Below are 17,417 nucleotides of genomic sequence, written 5' to 3'. Positions count from 1 at the left end.
CAGATGATTAAGTTATAATTTAGATTGTAAAAATTTCGAAAGGAAAAAGAAAATGTTAAAAGATCTTAAAGAATTTTTGCTCCGCGGTAATGTTGTAGACCTTGCTGTCGGTGTGATCATCGCTTCTGCTTTTGGTGCTATCGTTACTTCATTTGTTAATGATATCATCACTCCACTCCTATTGAACCCAGCCTTGGAAGCTGCGAAAGTACAAAACATCGCTGAGCTTGCATGGAATGGGGTTACATATGGTAAATTCTTGAGTGCTATTATCAACTTCCTAGTTGTTGGTACTGTTCTATTCTTTGTGATTAAAGCAATGGAAAAAGCTCAAAATCTTCGTAAAAAAGAAGAAGTCGCTGAAGAGGCACCTGCTGGTCCAACTGAGTTGGAAGTTCTTCAAGAAATCAAAGCTCTTCTTGAGAAAAAATAATAATATAGAGGATTCGGTTCAATACTGAATCTTTTTTTATTCTCCTTTTACTGAGCTTAGAAAAAACTTGAGTTCAGCTCTCTTTTTTGATATAATAATTAAAGTTTCCACCCTTAGTGTAATGGATATCACGTAAGATTCCGGTTCTTGAGATGGGGGTTCGATTCCCTCAGGGTGGATTGATGAAAACAAAAAAAGCAACGGTACCGTTGCTTTTTTTCTGTGTTACCCTTGTCTTTGAATATAGATCATTGATACCAACGAAAGAAGAATAACTCCGAGTCCGATGATTAAAAAGGAAACTAATTGCACACTTGGTAAAAATGTCATTACACCTTTCGCAATCGGCATAAAGAGAATTGCCAGTGTAAAAATGGTACTCAATACCCTCCCAAGATAGTCTCCATCAACCTTGGTTTGTACCTGAGTAAAGAAGTGAATATTAAAAATTGTCATAAATAATTCACAAACTAGGTTTCCTGAAAAAGTGAGAAAATTAGGTAGTGGCAAGCCCATCATGAAAACTCCTACTCCTGTTAAAATCAATAAGAATAAAAGTGTATTCATGCTCGATTTAAATTTATTTGCTATCAGTGCTCCGATGATTGAGCCAATTGCACCCATGGTTAAGATAGTCGCATAGGCTCCTTCTACACCATAGAGTTTATTTGAAAAAGGGAGCAAAAACTCAAAAGCTGCAAAAAAGAAATTCACACTGGAAGCCACTAACAAGAGAAAGAAAATTTCTTTTTGATGCCTGATATAGTGCAAGCCATCTTTGATATCCGCAAAAATATCTTTCCCAGTGAAACTCTTCTGCTCTTGAACCTTTGGTTCTTCTTTTGGAAGTAAAGCAACTAGAGCAAAAGCAATGAAAAAAGTCAGTGCATCTAGTAAGAGCGTCATGTGAAGACTTGCAAATTGTAAAACAAGGAAAGAAAGCACAGGAGAACTAACACCAATAACCTGCAAAACTAACTCCAAACGAGAGTTATAGGTCACTATCTCGTCTTTCTCTACAACCTCCGTTATAATAGCTTTATTAGCAGTGCGAGAAAATGCAAAGGCAATGGCCTGGACAATATTAGCAAAGATCAAAGCTCCAATCATCCAGTTATCATTTCTGATAAAAGAAATGGCCAGACAGAGAATCCCACAAACCAAGTCTGTTGTCATCAAAATCTTGCGACGGGAAAAACGGTCTGAAATCACACCTCCAAAGGGATTAACTAGTATGGATGTAACGAGTTCAGAGATCTGATAAATCCCTAGAACGGTTTGCCCAATCGTTCCCATTGAGGCCAGCCAAACACTATTCCCATAATCATAGAGCATATTTCCTAGTTTGTTAATAGCTCCACGACTAATCAACTGTACTGCATATCGATTCATAAAAACTCCTCTCAAATTTTGAAACTATTGTATCAAAACTTGAAGGAGTTTCTCATTTTTCCCTTATTTGGGAAATTAATTTTTTACAAATTTATCGTAATGTTCCTGATAGTAAGCTACTTGCTCCGGAAGACCTAGCACATCAAAAATATGCATGGCTTCCTGCATTTGTTTACAACCTTCTTCTTTTTGCCCCTTCTGATAAAGAGCAAATCCTTTAAGAAAGTGGAAAACATTACGCTCATAGAGTTTGATGCTCTTACCTATAATCTTCTCTATATAAGCTTCAAAGTAGCTGGCATTTTCAAAAGCAAGATGTTCTAAACAATGCTGGTAACAATTAAGAGCTAAAATCAAGACCAGTTTTCGATGGCGACCAATTTCTTTATAGAAATCTTCACGCTCCATCACTTCTCTACCAAGGCGAGCAACATAGTCCACATCATAAAAGCTATAGAGATTGCCAAAGAGAATCAACTCATACATGGTCCATTCATCTGTTTGGAAAAGATAATCTGCCACCTTATCCAGATCATCTTGCTTCATAGTGAAGCTAGCATCTCTTTGACAAATCAGACCTTGTAATAAAATCCAGTTCAGCTCAAAATAGAGGGGATTTGTTGAACTCTTAGCTTTTTCAAGTTGTTCTTCTTGAAGTTTTTGAAAACCTGCAATATCATTTGAGTAGTAAAGTGGAATAATCTGAGCCATCAAGCTGACATGCTCATGATGTTGAAAATTTCTGGCCTTATCCATAAAATTTTCAATCGTCACGTGAATATTATCTAATATTTCAAAGAAACGTGAAGCAGCCAGATCAGATTCCCCTAATTCAAAGCGAGATAATTGGGAGGTTGAACAGGCCTCTCCTGCAGCTTCTTTTAAAGAATAATTTTTACTGATTCGAAATTCCCGAAAGACTTTTCCAAGATGTTCCATCTTACACCTGCTCCGATAATTCTTCCCACTCTAGCATGGCTTCTTCCTGACGCTGGCTAATCTTATCAAGTTCTGCTTGTAATTGCATGAGTTCATCTGCATCATTGGTGGTATGCATTTGTTCAGAGATAGCTTGGGCTTGCGTTTCCAATTCTTCTATTTCTATCTCCAGGTTCTCGATTTGTCTCATCAATTTACGCAGTTCTTTTTGACTCTCTTTTTGGGCTTGGTAGTCATTAACTGGAGAAACTTCTTTTTCTTGGTTAACAACTGCCGCTTCTTCCGCTTGGCTAGCTGCTAGCTCTGCTTTTTTATCAACATAATAGTCATAATCACCCAGATAAAGTGTTGATCCATTTTCAGATAATTCCAGCACATGAGTGGCTACACGGTTGATGAAATAACGGTCGTGGCTGACAAAGAGAAGAGTTCCATCAAAGTCAATCAGAGCATTTTCCAGAACTTCCTTGCTATCAATGTCCAAGTGGTTAGTCGGCTCGTCGAGAATCAAGAAGTTGTTGTTTTCCATGGAAAGTTTAGCCAGAAGCAATCGAGCTTTCTCTCCACCTGAAAGCATACCAACTGATTTCTTAACATCATCACCAGAGAAAAGAAAGGCACCTAGGCGATTACGGATTTCCAGTTCAGGAGTCAACTTGAAATCATTCCAGAGTTCGTCTAAGACTGTATTGCTCGGTGTTAACTTACTTTGAGTCTGGTCATAGTAACCAACCTCAACATTAGCACCAAAGCGCTTTTCACCCTTGATAAAGGGAATCTGGTCCACAATAGACTTAATAAAGGTTGACTTACCAATGCCATTTGGACCAACAATGGCAATAGCGTTCATCTTACGAAGATCAAGGTTGATGGGTTCTGATAAGATTTCACCATCATAGCCAATGGCAGCATTCTCCACTGTCAAAACGACATTACCAGATACTCTATCAGAATGGAAGGTCATATTAGCTGATTTCTTACCAGCTTCAGGCTTATCCAAGCGCTCCATCTTCTCCAGTTGCTTGCGTCGAGATTGCGCTCGTTTGGTTGTCGATGCTCGGACAAGATTTCGATTGACAAAGTCTTCTAAGGCAGCAATTTCCTTCTGTTGTTTTTCGTAGTTTTTGGCTTCAGTTGCGAGCTTCTGCTCCTTCTGCTCCACAAAACTTGAGTAGTTCCCTACATATCTGTCCAAAGAATGTTTGGTTAAGTCTAATGTTATGGTTGCAACCTTATCGAGGAAATAACGGTCGTGGCTGACGATAATTAAAGCACCGCTATAATTAACTAGATAGTTTTCTAACCAGGCAATGGTTTCAATATCCAAGTGGTTAGTCGGCTCGTCCAAGACTAAAAGATTAGGCTTTTCAAGGAGCATTTTGGCAAGGGCTAAACGGGTATTTTGCCCTCCAGAAAGCTCAGCGATTCGCATCTGCCACATGGACTCGTCAAACTTGAAACCATTTAAGATAGAGCGAATATCAGCTTCATAGGTAAAGCCTCCAGCCTGACGGAAATTTTCTGATAGGCGATCATAGTCAGACATGAGCTTATCTAGTTCTGCACCAGTCTTTTCCCCCATCTCCAACTCCATCTGTCGAAGTTGTCTTTCGGTACGACGCAAGTCATCAAATACATGAAGCATTTCATCATAGATGGTGTTCTCAGACTCAAAACGGCTATCCTGTGCTAGATATGAGAGGGAAATATCTTTTTTCTTATTGATTTCACCAGTGGTTGGCTCCTCTTCTCCAACCAATATCTTGAGTAAAGTAGACTTTCCAGCACCATTTTTCCCAACGAGGGCAATGCGGTCTCTTTCATCTACTTGTAGGTTTATATTATCAAAAAGAACCTCTCCTGCAAAAGAACGTTCAATTTTATTAGCTTGTAAAATAATCATACAGTTAGTATAGCATGTTTCGGTAAGCCGTTCAAGACTTGTGGTTTAGCTATATTTCATAACTTGCTAATTTCCCAAACTAAGCTCCACCGCTAATTCAAGTGAAAGTTACTCTAAGAAGTTTTCCATTTCATAACTTTTTCAGAAACTTATGCTAACGTTTTACTAAAACTTCAAATCGTGGTATAATGTAAGCGATTAGATTATATATTAAAGGAGATTTCTTATGGCTTACCAAGAAAACTACCAAAAATGGGTTGATTTCGCAGAACTTCCAGATTATCTTCGTCAAGATTTGGAAAACATGGACGAGAAAACTAAAGAAGACGCATTCTATACCAATCTTGAATTTGGTACTGCTGGTATGCGTGGACTGATTGGTGCTGGTACTAACCGCATTAACATCTACGTTGTTCGTCAAGCAACTGAAGGTTTGGCTCGTTTGATTGAGTCAAAAGGTGGAAATGAAAAGGAACGTGGTGTTGCCATCGCTTACGATAGCCGTCACTTCTCTCCAGAATTTGCCTTTGAATCTGCAGCAGTTCTTGCTAAACACGGTATTAAATCTTATGTTTTTGAAAGTCTCCGTCCAACTCCTGAACTTTCATTTGCCGTTCGTCACCTCAACTGCTTTGCAGGTATCATGATTACTGCCAGCCACAACCCTGCTCCATTCAATGGTTACAAGGTTTATGGTGAAGATGGTGGTCAAATGCCTCCACACGATGCAGACGCTTTGACAACTTACATCCGTGCGATTGAAAATCCTTTTGCTGTTGAAGTTGCTGATGTAGAAGCTGAAAAAGCTTCTGGCTTGATTGAAGTTATCGGCGAAGCTGTCGATGGGGAATACCTCAAAGAAGTTAAGGACGTTAACATCAACCCAGCCTTGATTGAAGAATTTGGTAAAGATATGAAGATTGTCTACACACCTCTTCATGGTACTGGTGAAATGTTGGCTCGTCGTGCTCTTGCTCAAGCAGGATTTGATTCTGTTCAAGTCGTTGAAGCTCAAGCAACTCCAGACCCAGACTTCTCAACAGTTAAATCTCCAAACCCAGAAAGCCAAGCAGCCTTTGCACTTGCAGAAGAACTTGGTCGCCAAGTGGGCGCTGATGTTCTTGTTGCAACTGACCCTGATGCTGACCGTGTCGGTGTTGAAGTTCTTCAAAAAGATGGTAGCTACCTTAACCTTTCAGGTAACCAAATCGGTGCTATCATGGCTAAGTACATCTTGGAAGCTCACAAAAATGCTGGAACACTTCCAGAAAACGCAGCCCTTTGCAAATCTATCGTATCAACTGACTTGGTAACCAAGATTGCTGAAAGCTACGGCGCAACTATGTTCAACGTCTTGACTGGTTTCAAATTCATCGCTGAAAAAATCCAAGAATTCGAAGAAAAACACAATCACACTTATATGATGGGATTTGAAGAAAGCTTCGGTTACTTGATTAAACCATTCGTGCGTGATAAAGACGCTATCCAAGCCGTTCTTGTCGTTGCTGAACTTGCTGCCTACTACCGCTCTCGTGGTTTGACTTTAGCTGACGGTATCGAAGAAATCTACAAAGAGTACGGCTACTATGCTGAAAAGACAATCTCTGTTACTCTTTCTGGTGTTGACGGTGCCGAGCAAATCAAAGCAATTATGGCTAAATTCCGTGAAAATGGTCCAAAAGAATGGAATGCAACAGAAGTTTCAATCACTGAGGACTTCAAAGCACAAACTTCTACTGCCACTGATGGCACTGTAACAGCCTTGACTACTCCTCCAAGTGATGTATTGAAATACACTCTTGCAGATGGTTCATGGATCGCAGTTCGTCCTTCAGGTACAGAACCAAAAATCAAGTTCTACATTGCAGTTGTAGGTGAAAGCAACGAAGATTCACAAGCTAAGATTGCTAACATCGAAGCTGAAATCAATGACTTTGTAAAATAAGCAACTATATAATAAAGGTCGGGAAAAATCCTGACCTTTATTTTTGATGATAAAGTAAAATTTGACTGTAATTTATGCCTTCTTCTAACTCTCTTGACCAGAACTTCAGTTTCTATATCTTTAAAGACACACGGAAATAGGACTAGAAAATCAGACTTAGACTACTGATTTCTACCCAACCATCTATTTGCGTATCAAAAATAAGCAATTTTAACATTTTTATGGCATACTAGTTTTATCAAAAAAAGCGAGGTATTCTCATGGAACAATTTTTAGAAAACATCAAAGATCTTGAAGTGACAACAGTTGCGCGTGCTCAAGAAGCGCTCGACAAGCAAGAAACAGCTACTTTCTTTATCGGACGCAAAACTTGTCCTTACTGCCGTAAATTTGCTGGCACATTGGCTGGTGTGGTTTCTGAAACCAAAGCCCACATCTACTTCATCAACAGTGAAGAACCAAGCCAACTTGAAGCTTTGCAAGACTTCCGTTCACGCTACGAAATCCCGACTGTACCAGGATTCGTCCATGTAGCAAATGGTCAAATCAATGTCCGTTGCGACTCTTCAATGTCAGCTCAAGAAATCAAAGAATTTGCTGGCTTGTAAAATAGTCTATAAAAAAGAAGGCTTGTGCCTTCTTTTTTATATCTCCGTCAATGGTGTTGCTGTATCTGGTGAAGTATCGTAAACTTGAAAGTCTACTCCAACTCCAAGATCTGCTTGAGCTAACTGATTGACCATGGTCATGTGGGCCAGTTCCTTGATATTATTTTCCTTGGACAAATGGCCTAGGTAAATCTTCTTGGTACGATTACCTAGTGTGCGAATCATGGCGTCTGCTCCATCCTCGTTTGAGAGGTGACCAAGGTCAGACAGGATGCGTTGTTTGAGTCGCCATGCGTAAGATCCTGCTCGCAGGATTTCCACATCATGATTTGACTCGATCAGATAGCCATCTGCGTTCTCGACAATGCCAGCCATCCGGTCACTAACATAGCCCGTATCCGTCAGCATAACAAAGCTCTTATCATCCTTCATAAAACGATAAAACTGGGGCGCCACTGCATCATGACTCACACCAAAGCTCTCAATATCGATGTCACCAAAGGTTTTAGTTTTTCCCATCTCGAAAATATGCTTTTGAGATGAGTCAACCTTACCAAGATACTTACTATTTTCCATAGCCTGCCAAGTTTTCTCATTAGCATAAAGATCCATGCCGTACTTGCGAGCCAGAACGCCCACACCGTGGATATGGTCTGAATGTTCATGCGTAATCAAGATAGCGTCTAAATCCTCTGGTTTACGATTGATTTCACTCAAAAGGCTTGTAATTTTTTTGCCAGATAGGCCCGCATCTACTAAAATTTTCTTTTTTGGTGTTTCCAAGTAAAATGAATTTCCACTGGAACCCGATGCTAAAATACTGTATTTAAAACCGATATCACTCATTCTAGTCTTCTAGTTCATCCTCCCAAATCTCTTCTTTCACGGCATCCTTATCGTATGGCAGTACGATAGTAAAGGTTGAACCCTTGCCATATTCACTCTTAGCCCAGATAAATCCATTATGTTGTTTGACGATTTCTTTAGCAATAGCAAGTCCTAGACCAGTACCACCTTGAGCACGACTTCTTGCCTTGTCAACACGATAAAAACGGTCAAAAATCTTTGGTAGATCTTCTTTAGGAATCCCAAGCCCTTGGTCCGAAATTGATAAAATCATCTGATCATCTGTAGTCTTCATGCTTACAGTGATTTTTCCACCATCTGGTGAATACTTGATAGCGTTATTCAGGATATTGTCAATCACCTGGGTCATCTTATCCGTATCAATCTCAATCCAAACAGAGTTAATCGGATAATCTCTCACCAACTCGTACTTCTTCTCCTCATCTTGACTTTTCATTTTATCAAAACGATTAAGGATAAAAGTGATAAAGGCCGTAAAGTTAATCAATTCAACATCTAAGTGACTAGTTGCATTGTCAATCCGTGAAAGATGCAAGAGGTCCGTCACCATCCGCATCATACGGTTGGTTTCATCAAGAGAAACCTTGATAAAGTCTGGAGCAACCGGTTCTGTAAGAGCTCCTTCATCCAAGGCCTCAAGATAGGATTTTACACTGGTCAAAGGTGTACGCAATTCATGACTAACGTTCGAAACGAAAAGCCTTCTCTCACGTTCTTCCTTCTCTTGTTCAGTCGTATCATGTAGAACTGCTACTAAACCAGAGATAAAGCCAGATTCTCTACGAATCAAGGCAAAACGCACGCGCAAGCTGATATACTCCCCATTCACATTTTGGGAATAAATCATCAATTCAGGACTTTGGGTAATGAGATCTCTCAACTCATACTCATCCTCAATCTTGAGTAACTCTAAGATATTTTGATTAAGAGCATCATCCCTTTCGACTCCAAGTTGTCTCTTGGCCATATCATTAATCATGATGATTTGCCCACGACGATTGGTCGCAAGTACTCCGTCTGTCATGTAGGACAAGATACTATGCAACCTTTTACTCTCTTGTTCCAGATTTTCTTGAGTCAAACGGATTACTTCTGACAAATCATTAAGATTGTTTGTGATATTGGTAATCTCTGAACTTCCCTGCATATCCAAAACCTGAGAATAATCACCAGCAATTAAATCCTTAACCTTCTGGTTTAGCTGTCTAAGGCGAATATTATCGCGACGGCTCTCAAGCAAGAGGAAAGTCACCAGCATAATAAAGCCAATTAGGATGAGGATATAGATAAAGTCACTCGTCAAAATTGTTTGTCTAATTACTTCAATCATTATTTCTCATATAATATCCTACTCCACGACGAGTTAGGATGTATTCAGGTCTACTTGGTGTGTCTTCAATCTTCTCGCGCAAACGTCTAATAGTTACATCAACTGTACGGACATCTCCAAAATAGTCATATCCCCAAACAGTTTCAAGAAGATGTTCTCGGGTAATAACTTGACCAAGATGAGAAGCTAAATGATGTAAGAGCTCGAATTCGCGGTGGGTTAGGTCTAACTCTTCACCATATTTCTTAGCCACGTAAGCATCGGGTAAAATCTCCAAATCGCCAATCTGCAGACTTTGTAATTTCGTTTCAGGTTCTTGGTTATCAACTGAGACAATATCTGTACGACGGAGAAGAGCTTTAACACGGGCCTGTAGTTCACGATTTGAAAATGGCTTGGTTACATAGTCATCCGCCCCAAGCTCAAGCCCAATAACCTTATCAAATTCGCTATCCTTTGCTGAAAGCATGATAATAGGAACACTACTTGTCTTACGAATAGTTTTTGCAACCTCAAGTCCATCAATCTCTGGAAGCATCAAATCCAAGATAATAATATCTGGTTGCTCAGCTTCAAATTGTTCAAGAGCTTCACGACCATTAAAAGCAGTTACAACTTCATAACCTTCCTTGGTCATATTAAATTTTATAATATCTGAGATGGGTTTTTCATCATCTACAATTAGTATTTTTTTCATTTAGTCACCTTTTTCCTTATCTCATTATACCAAAAAAATGTAAAGAAGACACGAAAGACCAATGCTAGCAGCTTCTTTTCAAGTAGGCTTGCCAAATCTTTTGCTGAGGTTTAGCTAGGGGATAATTGATAAATTCTTCCGGACTTAACCAAAGGACTTCTCTATCTGCATATTCCTGTGTTTCAGTAACTCGGCCTGCAATTATCTGGATATGCCATTTGCGATGGCTAAAAATGTGCTTGACCTCTTCAAAAAGTAGATCTTGCCAATCAACTTCAAGATCATAGTCCTGTTCAAAACTCTCCTGTGGAGATGGTCCCAGTTCTAGAATTGGCTCCGCTACTTGACTAAAAAGGTCCAAGTCCTGAGTCTGGTCTGAGAATTCATCAACTTCAATCAAGGGAAAATGCCAAAATCCAGCCAAGAGTTTTTCACTCTCATTCTTCTCTAATAGAAAGTGCCCCTGATTATTTTGCACTACAAGAGCCTTTAGATAAATAGGGATTGGCTTTTTCTTGGGAGCCTTAATGGGATAGCGATCCATGGTCCCATGTTGGTAAGCAGCACTGAACTCCTTAACCGGACTCTCTTCTGGTCTTGGATTAACAGGAGCCTCAATATCTGAACCTAAATCCATCAAAGCCTGATTGAAATCACCTGGGCGATCTGGATCTATCAGAACCTCCATCATTGCTTGAAAAATCTTGCGATTGCTAGGATTTCCAATATCATGATTGACTTCAAATAAACGTGCCAAAACACGCATGACATTGCCATCTACTGCAGGCTGCGGAAGGTTAAAGGCAATACTAGAAATTGCACCAGCTGTATATGGACCAATCCCTTTTAAGCTTGAAATACCTTCATAAGTAGACGGGAACTTGCCTTCAAATTCATTCATAATCTGTTGAGCAGCTGTTTGCATATTGCGGACACGAGAATAATAGCCAAGTCCTTCCCAAGCTTTTAATAAGCGCTCCTCAGGTGCATTTGCTAAGCTTTCAACAGTCGGAAACCAGTCCAAAAAACGTTCATAATAGGGAATGACGGTATCAACTCGAGTCTGCTGCAACATAATTTCAGATACCCAGATATGATAAGGATTCTTGCTTCGTCTCCAGGGTAAATCACGCTTGTTTTCGTCATACCAGGCTAATAATTTTTGACGGAAAGAGAAAATCTTGTCCTCTTCCCACATGGTCACACCATATTTCTCCAAATCTAACATATTTCTAGTATAGCATAACCTTTTAGGATACTCAAAAAATCAAGATAGGGCTTGTTAAAACACTCTCTTAAACTCTGTTAGATTAATAGCAATTTAACCTTTCCAAACCAGCTGATTCTATCATTTTCTCTTCTTTTTTGATATAATAAATTTAATGATTCTTCAAAGGAGGCATCTATGCGTTTTAATCAATTCAGTTACTATCCTGTAAGCCAGCAAGAAGCTTTACAGGAATTATCCAACCTTGGATTCAAGCTTGATCAATCAAATTCTGATAAAGAACTGTTTGAATCTTTTGTTAGAACTTATTTTTTCAATTACAAAAATACGGATTATCCCCTCTCAACTTTAGCGGTTGACAAAGAAACTGATCTACTCACTTTCTTCAATTCTGATCGTGAATTAACTTCAGAAATTTTCTATACTGTTGCCTTTCAGTTGCTTGGTTTCAACTACTTAATAGACTTTGAAGATGGTCTAGCTTTTCATAAAGAAACGGCATTCCCTATTGTATACGGAGATTTGATTGACAATCTTTATCAACTCCTTAACACGCGCACTAAAAAGGGAAATACCTTGATTGATCAGCTAGTTAGTGATGGTCTTATCCCTGAGGACAATGATTACCACTACTTCAATGGAAAGAGTTTGGCTACTTTCTCAACTAACAATGTTATTCGTGAAGTTGTTTATGTAGAAACTCGTATTGATTCTGATAATGATGGTCTACCTGATTTAGTCAAGGTTAGCATCATCCGTCCATCTTACAATGGCAAAATTCCAGCAGTCATGACTGCAAGTCCATACCACCAGGGAACCAATGATAAGGCTAGTGATAAGGCCCTTTACAAAATGGAAGCTGAACTAGAAGTCAAAGAACCACATGAGATTAGCTTAGAAGAGCCAAGGATTAGTTTTATTGAGCCAGTTGGCCAAGCAGACCTCGTTCCAGAAGCTGAAGAAAAACTGACTCATATCAATAGCAGCTACACACTTAACGACTACTTCCTTCCAAGAGGATATGCAAATATCTACGTATCTGGTCTTGGTACAAAGGATTCTCAAGGTCAGATGACTAATGGTGACTACCGACAAGTTGAAGCCTATAAAAATGTCATTGATTGGCTCAATGGCCGTTGTCGCGCCTTTACAGACCATAGTCGTAAAAGTCAAGTCAAGACTGACTGGTCCAATGGTAAGGTAGCAACTACTGGTCTTTCTTATCTTGGAACAATGTCTAATGGTCTTGCTACTACAGGAGTTGATGGTTTAGAGGTCATCATTGCTGAAGCCGGTATTTCTTCTTGGTACAACTATTACCGAGAAAATGGTCTGGTAACAAGCCCTGGTGGCTATCCTGGAGAGGACTTCGATTCATTAGATGAATTAACTTATTCTCGTAATCTCTTAGCTGGTGACTTTATTCGTGGAAACGAGGCTCATCAAGCATCCATAGAAGAGCTCAAGAAAAATCTAGACCGTAAAACTGGAGATTATAACCAATTTTGGCATGACAGAAACTACCTTCTTAATGCTCAAAAGGTAAAGGCTGAAGTTGTCTTCACCCACGGTTCACAAGACTGGAATGTAAAACCACTTCATGTCTATCAAATGTTCAATGCTCTTCCAAGCAATATTAAGAAACATCTCTTTTACCATAACGGCGCCCACGTTTATATGAACAACTGGCAGTCTATTGATTTCCGTGAATCCATGAATGCTCTTTTGACGCAGAAATTATTGGGTCAAGAAACTGACTACCAACTTCCAATAGTCGTTTGGCAAGACAATACTGCTCCTCAAACCTGGCTGTCACTTGAAGATTTTGGAAATCAAACTGACCATAAAACTTTCTCTTTAGGTACTGAAGAAGCTGTCATTGAAAATCATTACCAAGATTCTGACTTCGAACGATTTGGAAAGACTTACCAAACCTTTAATAATGAATTGTATCAAGGTAAGGTGAATCAGATTACCATTGATTTTCCAGTGACTGAAGATCTTCATATCAATGGTCGTGTTAAACTAAACCTTCGTCTCAAGTCAAGTACCAATAAAGGTCTTCTCTCTGCTCAACTTCTCGAACTTGGTCAAAAGAAATACCTACAACCATATCCAGGAGTCTTGTCTGCTCGTACGATTGATAATGGTCGTTACCATATGCTAGAAAACCTTTGCGAGCTACCATTTAGTCCAAATGCTCAACGTGTTATTACCAAAGGCTATCTCAATCTTCAAAATCGTCATGATTTATTGAAAATTGAAGAAGTCAAGCCAGATGAATGGATGGAATTCCAATTTGAACTCCAACCAACTATTTACAAACTAAAAGAAGGCGATACAGTACGTCTCGTTCTTTACACAACCGACTTTGAGATTACTGTACGTGACAATACAGACTATCACTTGACTGTAGACCTTGCACAGTCAAGTCTTGAAATTCCATTCCAAAAGTAGTCAGTAAACCAGAAAACCCGTGATGCCTATCATCACGGGTTTATTTTATGATTTGTTATTTTCAGCTTGCTTTTTAGTTCTTGCTAGTCTCAAAGCACGATTTGGATTGAGGCGATTAAACAGTTCTTCTAACTTCTTCTCATTCCAGACGTCTGCTGCAGAAACAAAATTTCCATCAGCATCTCGGAAAGATATCGGTTTATCTCCCATCGCTATCTCCTAGTCTACAAATTCAAACTCAAACTTACCGATACGAACCAAATCTCCATCCTTGGCACCACGGGCGCGGAGAGCTTCATCGACTCCCATTCCGCGCAACTGACGTGCAAATTTCATAACAGACTCATCGCGGTCAAAGTTAGTCATGTTAAAGAGTTTGATGAGTTTTTCACCTGAAAGTACCCAAGTTGCATCATCATCACGACTAATTTCAAATGGTTTTTCTTCTTCATCAAAGCCATAATAAACTTCTTCTTCCATTTCTGACTCATCATAAAGAAGGAATTCTGGAGTCTTATCAAGAAGTTCAGCCGTTGCGTCTAATAAAGGTGCCAAACCTTGTTTTGTCAAACCTGATATTGGGAAGATTGCTGGTAATTCCTCGAACTCATCAAAGTTAGTGGCCAATTTTTTCTTGAATTCTTCAAGGTTTTCTTGGCTTTCTGGCATATCCATCTTATTAGCAACAATAATTTGTGGACGCTCCATCAGACGAAGATTGTAGGATTCCAACTCTTTGTTAATAGCTAGATAATCTTCGTAAGGATCGCGACCTTCACTGGCTGACATATCGATGATGTGCAGGATAACGCGAGTACGCTCAATATGGCGAAGGAACTGAGTTCCCAAGCCCACACCTTGACTAGCACCTTCAATCAATCCAGGTAGGTCTGCCACTGCAAAGGACTCACCTGATTGGGTACGGACCATACCAAGATTAGGAACGATTGTTGTAAAGTGGTAGGCACCAATTTTAGGTTTTGCAGAGGTAATTACGCTGAGCAAAGTTGATTTTCCAACTGAAGGGAATCCAACCAAACCAACATCAGCAAGAATTTTAAGTTCTAACTGTAACTCGCGCTCCTGACCAGGTTCTCCATTCTCAGAAATCTCAGGAGCAGGATTTTTGGGTGTTGCAAAACGGATATTTCCACGGCCACCTCGACCACCGTGAGCAACGATAAACTCTTGGCCGTGCTCAATCAAGTCAGTGATAACTTTTCCAGTTTCTGCATCACGTACAGTTGTACCCTGAGGCACTCGAACAATCAAGTCCTCTGCTCCTCTACCATGCATTCCTTTGGTCATCCCTTTTTCACCCGATTGGGCTTTGAAATGACGATTGTAACGGAAGTCCATCAGGGTACGTAAACCTTCATCTACAACAAAGACAACGTTACCACCACGGCCTCCATCACCTCCCCATGGACCGCCATTAGGGACGTATTTTTCACGGCGAAAGGCAACCATCCCATCGCCACCATTTCCAGCCTTGACCTTGATCTTGGCTGTATCTAAAAACATACTCATATTCTTTTCTCACTCTAAAAAGGGCTGGGAAATCCCAGTCACCAACTATTACTACTTGCTAGAAAATCTAGCATTTTAAAATCTGCTAAATACACCAATGGCTGTAGCAAAGATACCTGCTAGGGTTACAAATAACATGATTAACACGACAAACATTGTTAGTTTTTCAAAGAAAGTTTTTTTACGTTTCCCATTATCACCAAATGCCATTTTTTCTCCTTTACTATAATACTCTAATCTTAAAATTCATCTGATACAGGAGCGATTGCCCACAAAATCAAGTAAGCAATAAGTCCAGCACCATAACAGAAAGCTAGAACTCCCCAAATCACACGTACAATTGTAGGGTCAATATCAAAATAATTAGCTAAACCAGCGCAGACACCACCGATTTTTTGATCTCTACCACTTCTCATAAATTTCTTTTTCATTTTTTTATTTCCTTTCTTTGATTCGATTAATCGTTCAAATATTTTCTTAAATGACTCAACTGTTTTCTAGAAGCTTTCAACATACGTCTTGAACTCTTGACCGGCATAGATACTGCTTGTTGTGGTATATAGAATACTGTCTTTAAAATACGTTTCGTAACAGGTTCATCTGCAGTCAATTCTTTTTCAAAATTATTTGAAATAATAACATCTAGATAGAATTCATGCACTCTCTTAGCAAAATTCTCAGCTGAAATTTCATACAATTTTTCAGCCAAAAGTTTCTCATCCATCTTTGGAGTTGCAATTAAAGCTTCTAAAATAGCCCCTGCTAAATCTCTCTCTTCATAATAAAGAGTTCCAAACATTTTATGATTGATGAGGTTATCAAGATAGGGATTTCCGTGAGCTATCACCGGAGTCTTACTTGCAAGACTTTCAAGATAGGTCAAGCCTTGCGTCTCACTAGTTGAAGCTGAGATAAAGAAGTCAGCAGCCTTATAGTAAAGTGCGGTCTCACTTGGGGCAATCATCCCTGTAAAAATAACAGAATCTTGAATCTGTAAATCTGATGCTTGCTCCTTGAGATTTTCCAGATAAGGACCATCTCCAGCTACAACTAACTTAACATTTTGCTCTTCTTTTAGAACTTCTGGAAATGCTGCCAAAACGGCTTGAATGTTCTTCTCGTAAGAAACACGCGAAAGGCTAAGAAGCATCTTTTCATCTTCATTAATACCTAGTTTAACCCGTAAGTCTGCGATATGTTCTGGTCCAATCTCAGGTCGTTCAAACTTGGCTAGCTCAATCCCTGTAGGAATAACTCGTTTTTCAACTTTTACCTTATAATCTGATAGAAGGTCTCGCACAATCTCACTTGGACAAATCACTCCATCAACATCATGAAGGAAGCCTCTCACAAGATACTTGACCATACCTGGACGAATCAACATCCCTTTAGCGATATAGTGAACATAATCTTCGTACTGGGTATGATAGGTATGAATAACAGGGATTTTCAGCTCACGCGCTATCCAAATCCCTAATAAACCAAGAGAAAACTCAGTCTGCGTATGAATAATATCCAGCTTGTATTGCTTTGCTATCTCAAGAGCTTTCGTAAATCCACGATAGGCGAAACGACGATCCTTAAAGGCAAAGAAAGGAACACTAGGGATACGGATAATCTGCCAGTCTTCATAACGATTAACATCCTTGTCTGTTGTTGTAAAGATAAAGACGGCATGTCCTTGCTTTTCAAGTTCTGTTTTTAAGGTTCGAATACTGGTCGCAACACCCGAGACCTGCGGGAAATAAGTATCTGTAAATAATCCAATTCGCATATACTACCTCATTTTTTTCCTAAAGCTGCTTGCTCCCGATAGAATTTTAGCCAGATTTCAAGAAGATGCTCTTCTGAATATTCTCTTGAAATGGCCTTAGCCTTTTCTTTTAATTCTTTTAGTGCTTCTGGATGCTCTCGATATTCCAAGATAGCCTCTTTCATCTCTTCTACATCACTTGTTGGTCTGTAATTTCCTTCAAGAATGACCTTGTAAAGATCTAGATTACGAAGCATAATGGGTGCTTCACAACTCGCAGCTTCTAAAATAGTCATTGGAAAGAGCTCGTTATAACTTGGAAGCAAGAAAAGATC

General features: G+C 39.4%; 17 protein-coding genes and 1 tRNA gene. 5 read left to right on the top strand and 13 right to left on the bottom strand.

From position 1 onward, the window contains the following. Positions 1 to 52 precede the first annotated feature (52 nt). Both mscL and ADM33_RS00920 read left to right on the top strand, forming a co-directional pair. A complete protein-coding gene (gene mscL / locus ADM33_RS00925) occupies positions 53 to 433 on the top strand; it encodes a large conductance mechanosensitive channel protein MscL (protein ID WP_049502776.1) in 381 nt (126 codons plus the stop codon). A 107-nt stretch (positions 434 to 540) separates the two neighbouring features. Beyond that, a tRNA-Arg gene (locus ADM33_RS00920) sits at positions 541 to 612 on the top strand. A 46-nt stretch (positions 613 to 658) separates the two neighbouring features. Here the strand turns inward: ADM33_RS00920 and ADM33_RS00915 are convergent. The 3 genes from ADM33_RS00915 to ADM33_RS00905 all read right to left on the bottom strand — a co-directional run bounded on the left by ADM33_RS00915 (position 659) and on the right by ADM33_RS00905 (position 4,667). After that, complete coding sequence (locus tag ADM33_RS00915; protein ID WP_049502775.1) at positions 659 to 1,825, bottom strand: MFS transporter; 1,167 nt, start codon at positions 1,823 to 1,825, stop codon at positions 659 to 661. A 75-nt stretch (positions 1,826 to 1,900) separates the two neighbouring features. Then, complete coding sequence (locus ADM33_RS00910; RefSeq protein ID WP_049502774.1) at positions 1,901 to 2,764, bottom strand: XRE/MutR family transcriptional regulator; 864 nt, start codon at positions 2,762 to 2,764, stop codon at positions 1,901 to 1,903. A 1-nt stretch (position 2,765) separates the two neighbouring features. After that, on the bottom strand, positions 2,766 to 4,667 hold the full coding sequence (locus tag ADM33_RS00905; RefSeq protein WP_049502773.1) for an ABC-F family ATP-binding cassette domain-containing protein: 1,902 nt from the start codon (positions 4,665 to 4,667) through the stop codon (positions 2,766 to 2,768). A gap of 226 nt (positions 4,668 to 4,893) precedes the next feature. On the opposite strand from ADM33_RS00905, the gene ADM33_RS00900 reads away from it, so the two are divergent. Together ADM33_RS00900 and ADM33_RS00895 are read left to right on the top strand one after the other, a co-directional pair. Further along, positions 4,894 to 6,612 (top strand): phospho-sugar mutase, encoded by a 1,719-nt coding sequence (locus ADM33_RS00900; protein WP_049502772.1) that lies wholly within the window; start codon positions 4,894 to 4,896, stop codon positions 6,610 to 6,612. Positions 6,613 to 6,872: 260 nt separating this feature from the next. Beyond that, positions 6,873 to 7,220 carry a thiol reductase thioredoxin gene (locus tag ADM33_RS00895; protein WP_049502771.1) on the top strand — a complete coding sequence of 116 codons (348 nt, stop codon included), beginning with the start codon at positions 6,873 to 6,875 and terminating at the stop codon, positions 7,218 to 7,220. A 36-nt stretch (positions 7,221 to 7,256) separates the two neighbouring features. Here the strand turns inward: ADM33_RS00895 and ADM33_RS00890 are convergent, their stop codons facing one another. The 4 genes from ADM33_RS00890 to mutY form a co-directional block, all read right to left on the bottom strand. Further along, positions 7,257 to 8,066: an MBL fold metallo-hydrolase gene (locus ADM33_RS00890; protein WP_045763287.1), complete on the bottom strand. Its 810-nt coding sequence runs from the start codon at positions 8,064 to 8,066 to the stop codon at positions 7,257 to 7,259. Between the two features lies 1 nt (position 8,067). Next, positions 8,068 to 9,417 (bottom strand): cell wall metabolism sensor histidine kinase VicK, encoded by a 1,350-nt coding sequence (vicK, locus tag ADM33_RS00885; protein WP_049502770.1) that lies wholly within the window; start codon positions 9,415 to 9,417, stop codon positions 8,068 to 8,070. Then, on the bottom strand, positions 9,410 to 10,114 hold the full coding sequence (gene yycF, locus ADM33_RS00880; RefSeq protein WP_000722070.1) for a response regulator YycF: 705 nt from the start codon (positions 10,112 to 10,114) through the stop codon (positions 9,410 to 9,412). Before yycF ends, vicK begins: the two co-directional genes overlap by 8 nt. A gap of 64 nt (positions 10,115 to 10,178) precedes the next feature. Beyond that, complete coding sequence (mutY, locus tag ADM33_RS00875; RefSeq protein WP_049502769.1) at positions 10,179 to 11,342, bottom strand: A/G-specific adenine glycosylase; 1,164 nt, start codon at positions 11,340 to 11,342, stop codon at positions 10,179 to 10,181. Between the two features lie 177 nt (positions 11,343 to 11,519). Between mutY and ADM33_RS00870 the strand changes: the two genes are divergently transcribed. Next, positions 11,520 to 13,799 carry a Xaa-Pro dipeptidyl-peptidase gene (locus ADM33_RS00870; protein WP_049502768.1) on the top strand — a complete coding sequence of 760 codons (2,280 nt, stop codon included), beginning with the start codon at positions 11,520 to 11,522 and terminating at the stop codon, positions 13,797 to 13,799. A gap of 45 nt (positions 13,800 to 13,844) precedes the next feature. On the opposite strand, the gene ADM33_RS11565 is transcribed toward ADM33_RS00870, so the two are convergent. The 6 genes from ADM33_RS11565 to ADM33_RS00840 form a co-directional block, all read right to left on the bottom strand. Beyond that, positions 13,845 to 14,009 carry a hypothetical protein gene (locus ADM33_RS11565; RefSeq protein ID WP_049502767.1) on the bottom strand — a complete coding sequence of 55 codons (165 nt, stop codon included), beginning with the start codon at positions 14,007 to 14,009 and terminating at the stop codon, positions 13,845 to 13,847. Positions 14,010 to 14,018: 9 nt separating this feature from the next. Beyond that, positions 14,019 to 15,329: a GTPase ObgE gene (gene obgE, locus ADM33_RS00860; protein ID WP_045763293.1), complete on the bottom strand. Its 1,311-nt coding sequence runs from the start codon at positions 15,327 to 15,329 to the stop codon at positions 14,019 to 14,021. Positions 15,330 to 15,404: 75 nt separating this feature from the next. Then, complete coding sequence (locus ADM33_RS00855) at positions 15,405 to 15,539, bottom strand: DUF4044 domain-containing protein (RefSeq protein ID WP_000863850.1); 135 nt, start codon at positions 15,537 to 15,539, stop codon at positions 15,405 to 15,407. Between the two features lie 29 nt (positions 15,540 to 15,568). Further along, a complete protein-coding gene (locus tag ADM33_RS00850; protein ID WP_000726417.1) occupies positions 15,569 to 15,760 on the bottom strand; it encodes a PspC domain-containing protein in 192 nt (63 codons plus the stop codon). A 26-nt stretch (positions 15,761 to 15,786) separates the two neighbouring features. Then, complete coding sequence (locus ADM33_RS00845) at positions 15,787 to 17,103, bottom strand: glycosyltransferase family 4 protein (protein ID WP_049502766.1); 1,317 nt, start codon at positions 17,101 to 17,103, stop codon at positions 15,787 to 15,789. An 8-nt stretch (positions 17,104 to 17,111) separates the two neighbouring features. Next, a partial coding sequence (locus tag ADM33_RS00840; RefSeq protein ID WP_049502765.1) for a glycosyltransferase occupies positions 17,112 to 17,417 on the bottom strand: 306 nt, incomplete at its 5' end.

It is taken from the genome of Streptococcus oralis, from assembly GCF_001075875.1.
GTDB lineage: Bacteria > Bacillota > Bacilli > Lactobacillales > Streptococcaceae > Streptococcus > Streptococcus oralis_I.
The sequence above is the reverse complement of the archived record's forward strand: the minus strand, read 5'-3'. Positions and strand labels throughout refer to the sequence as shown.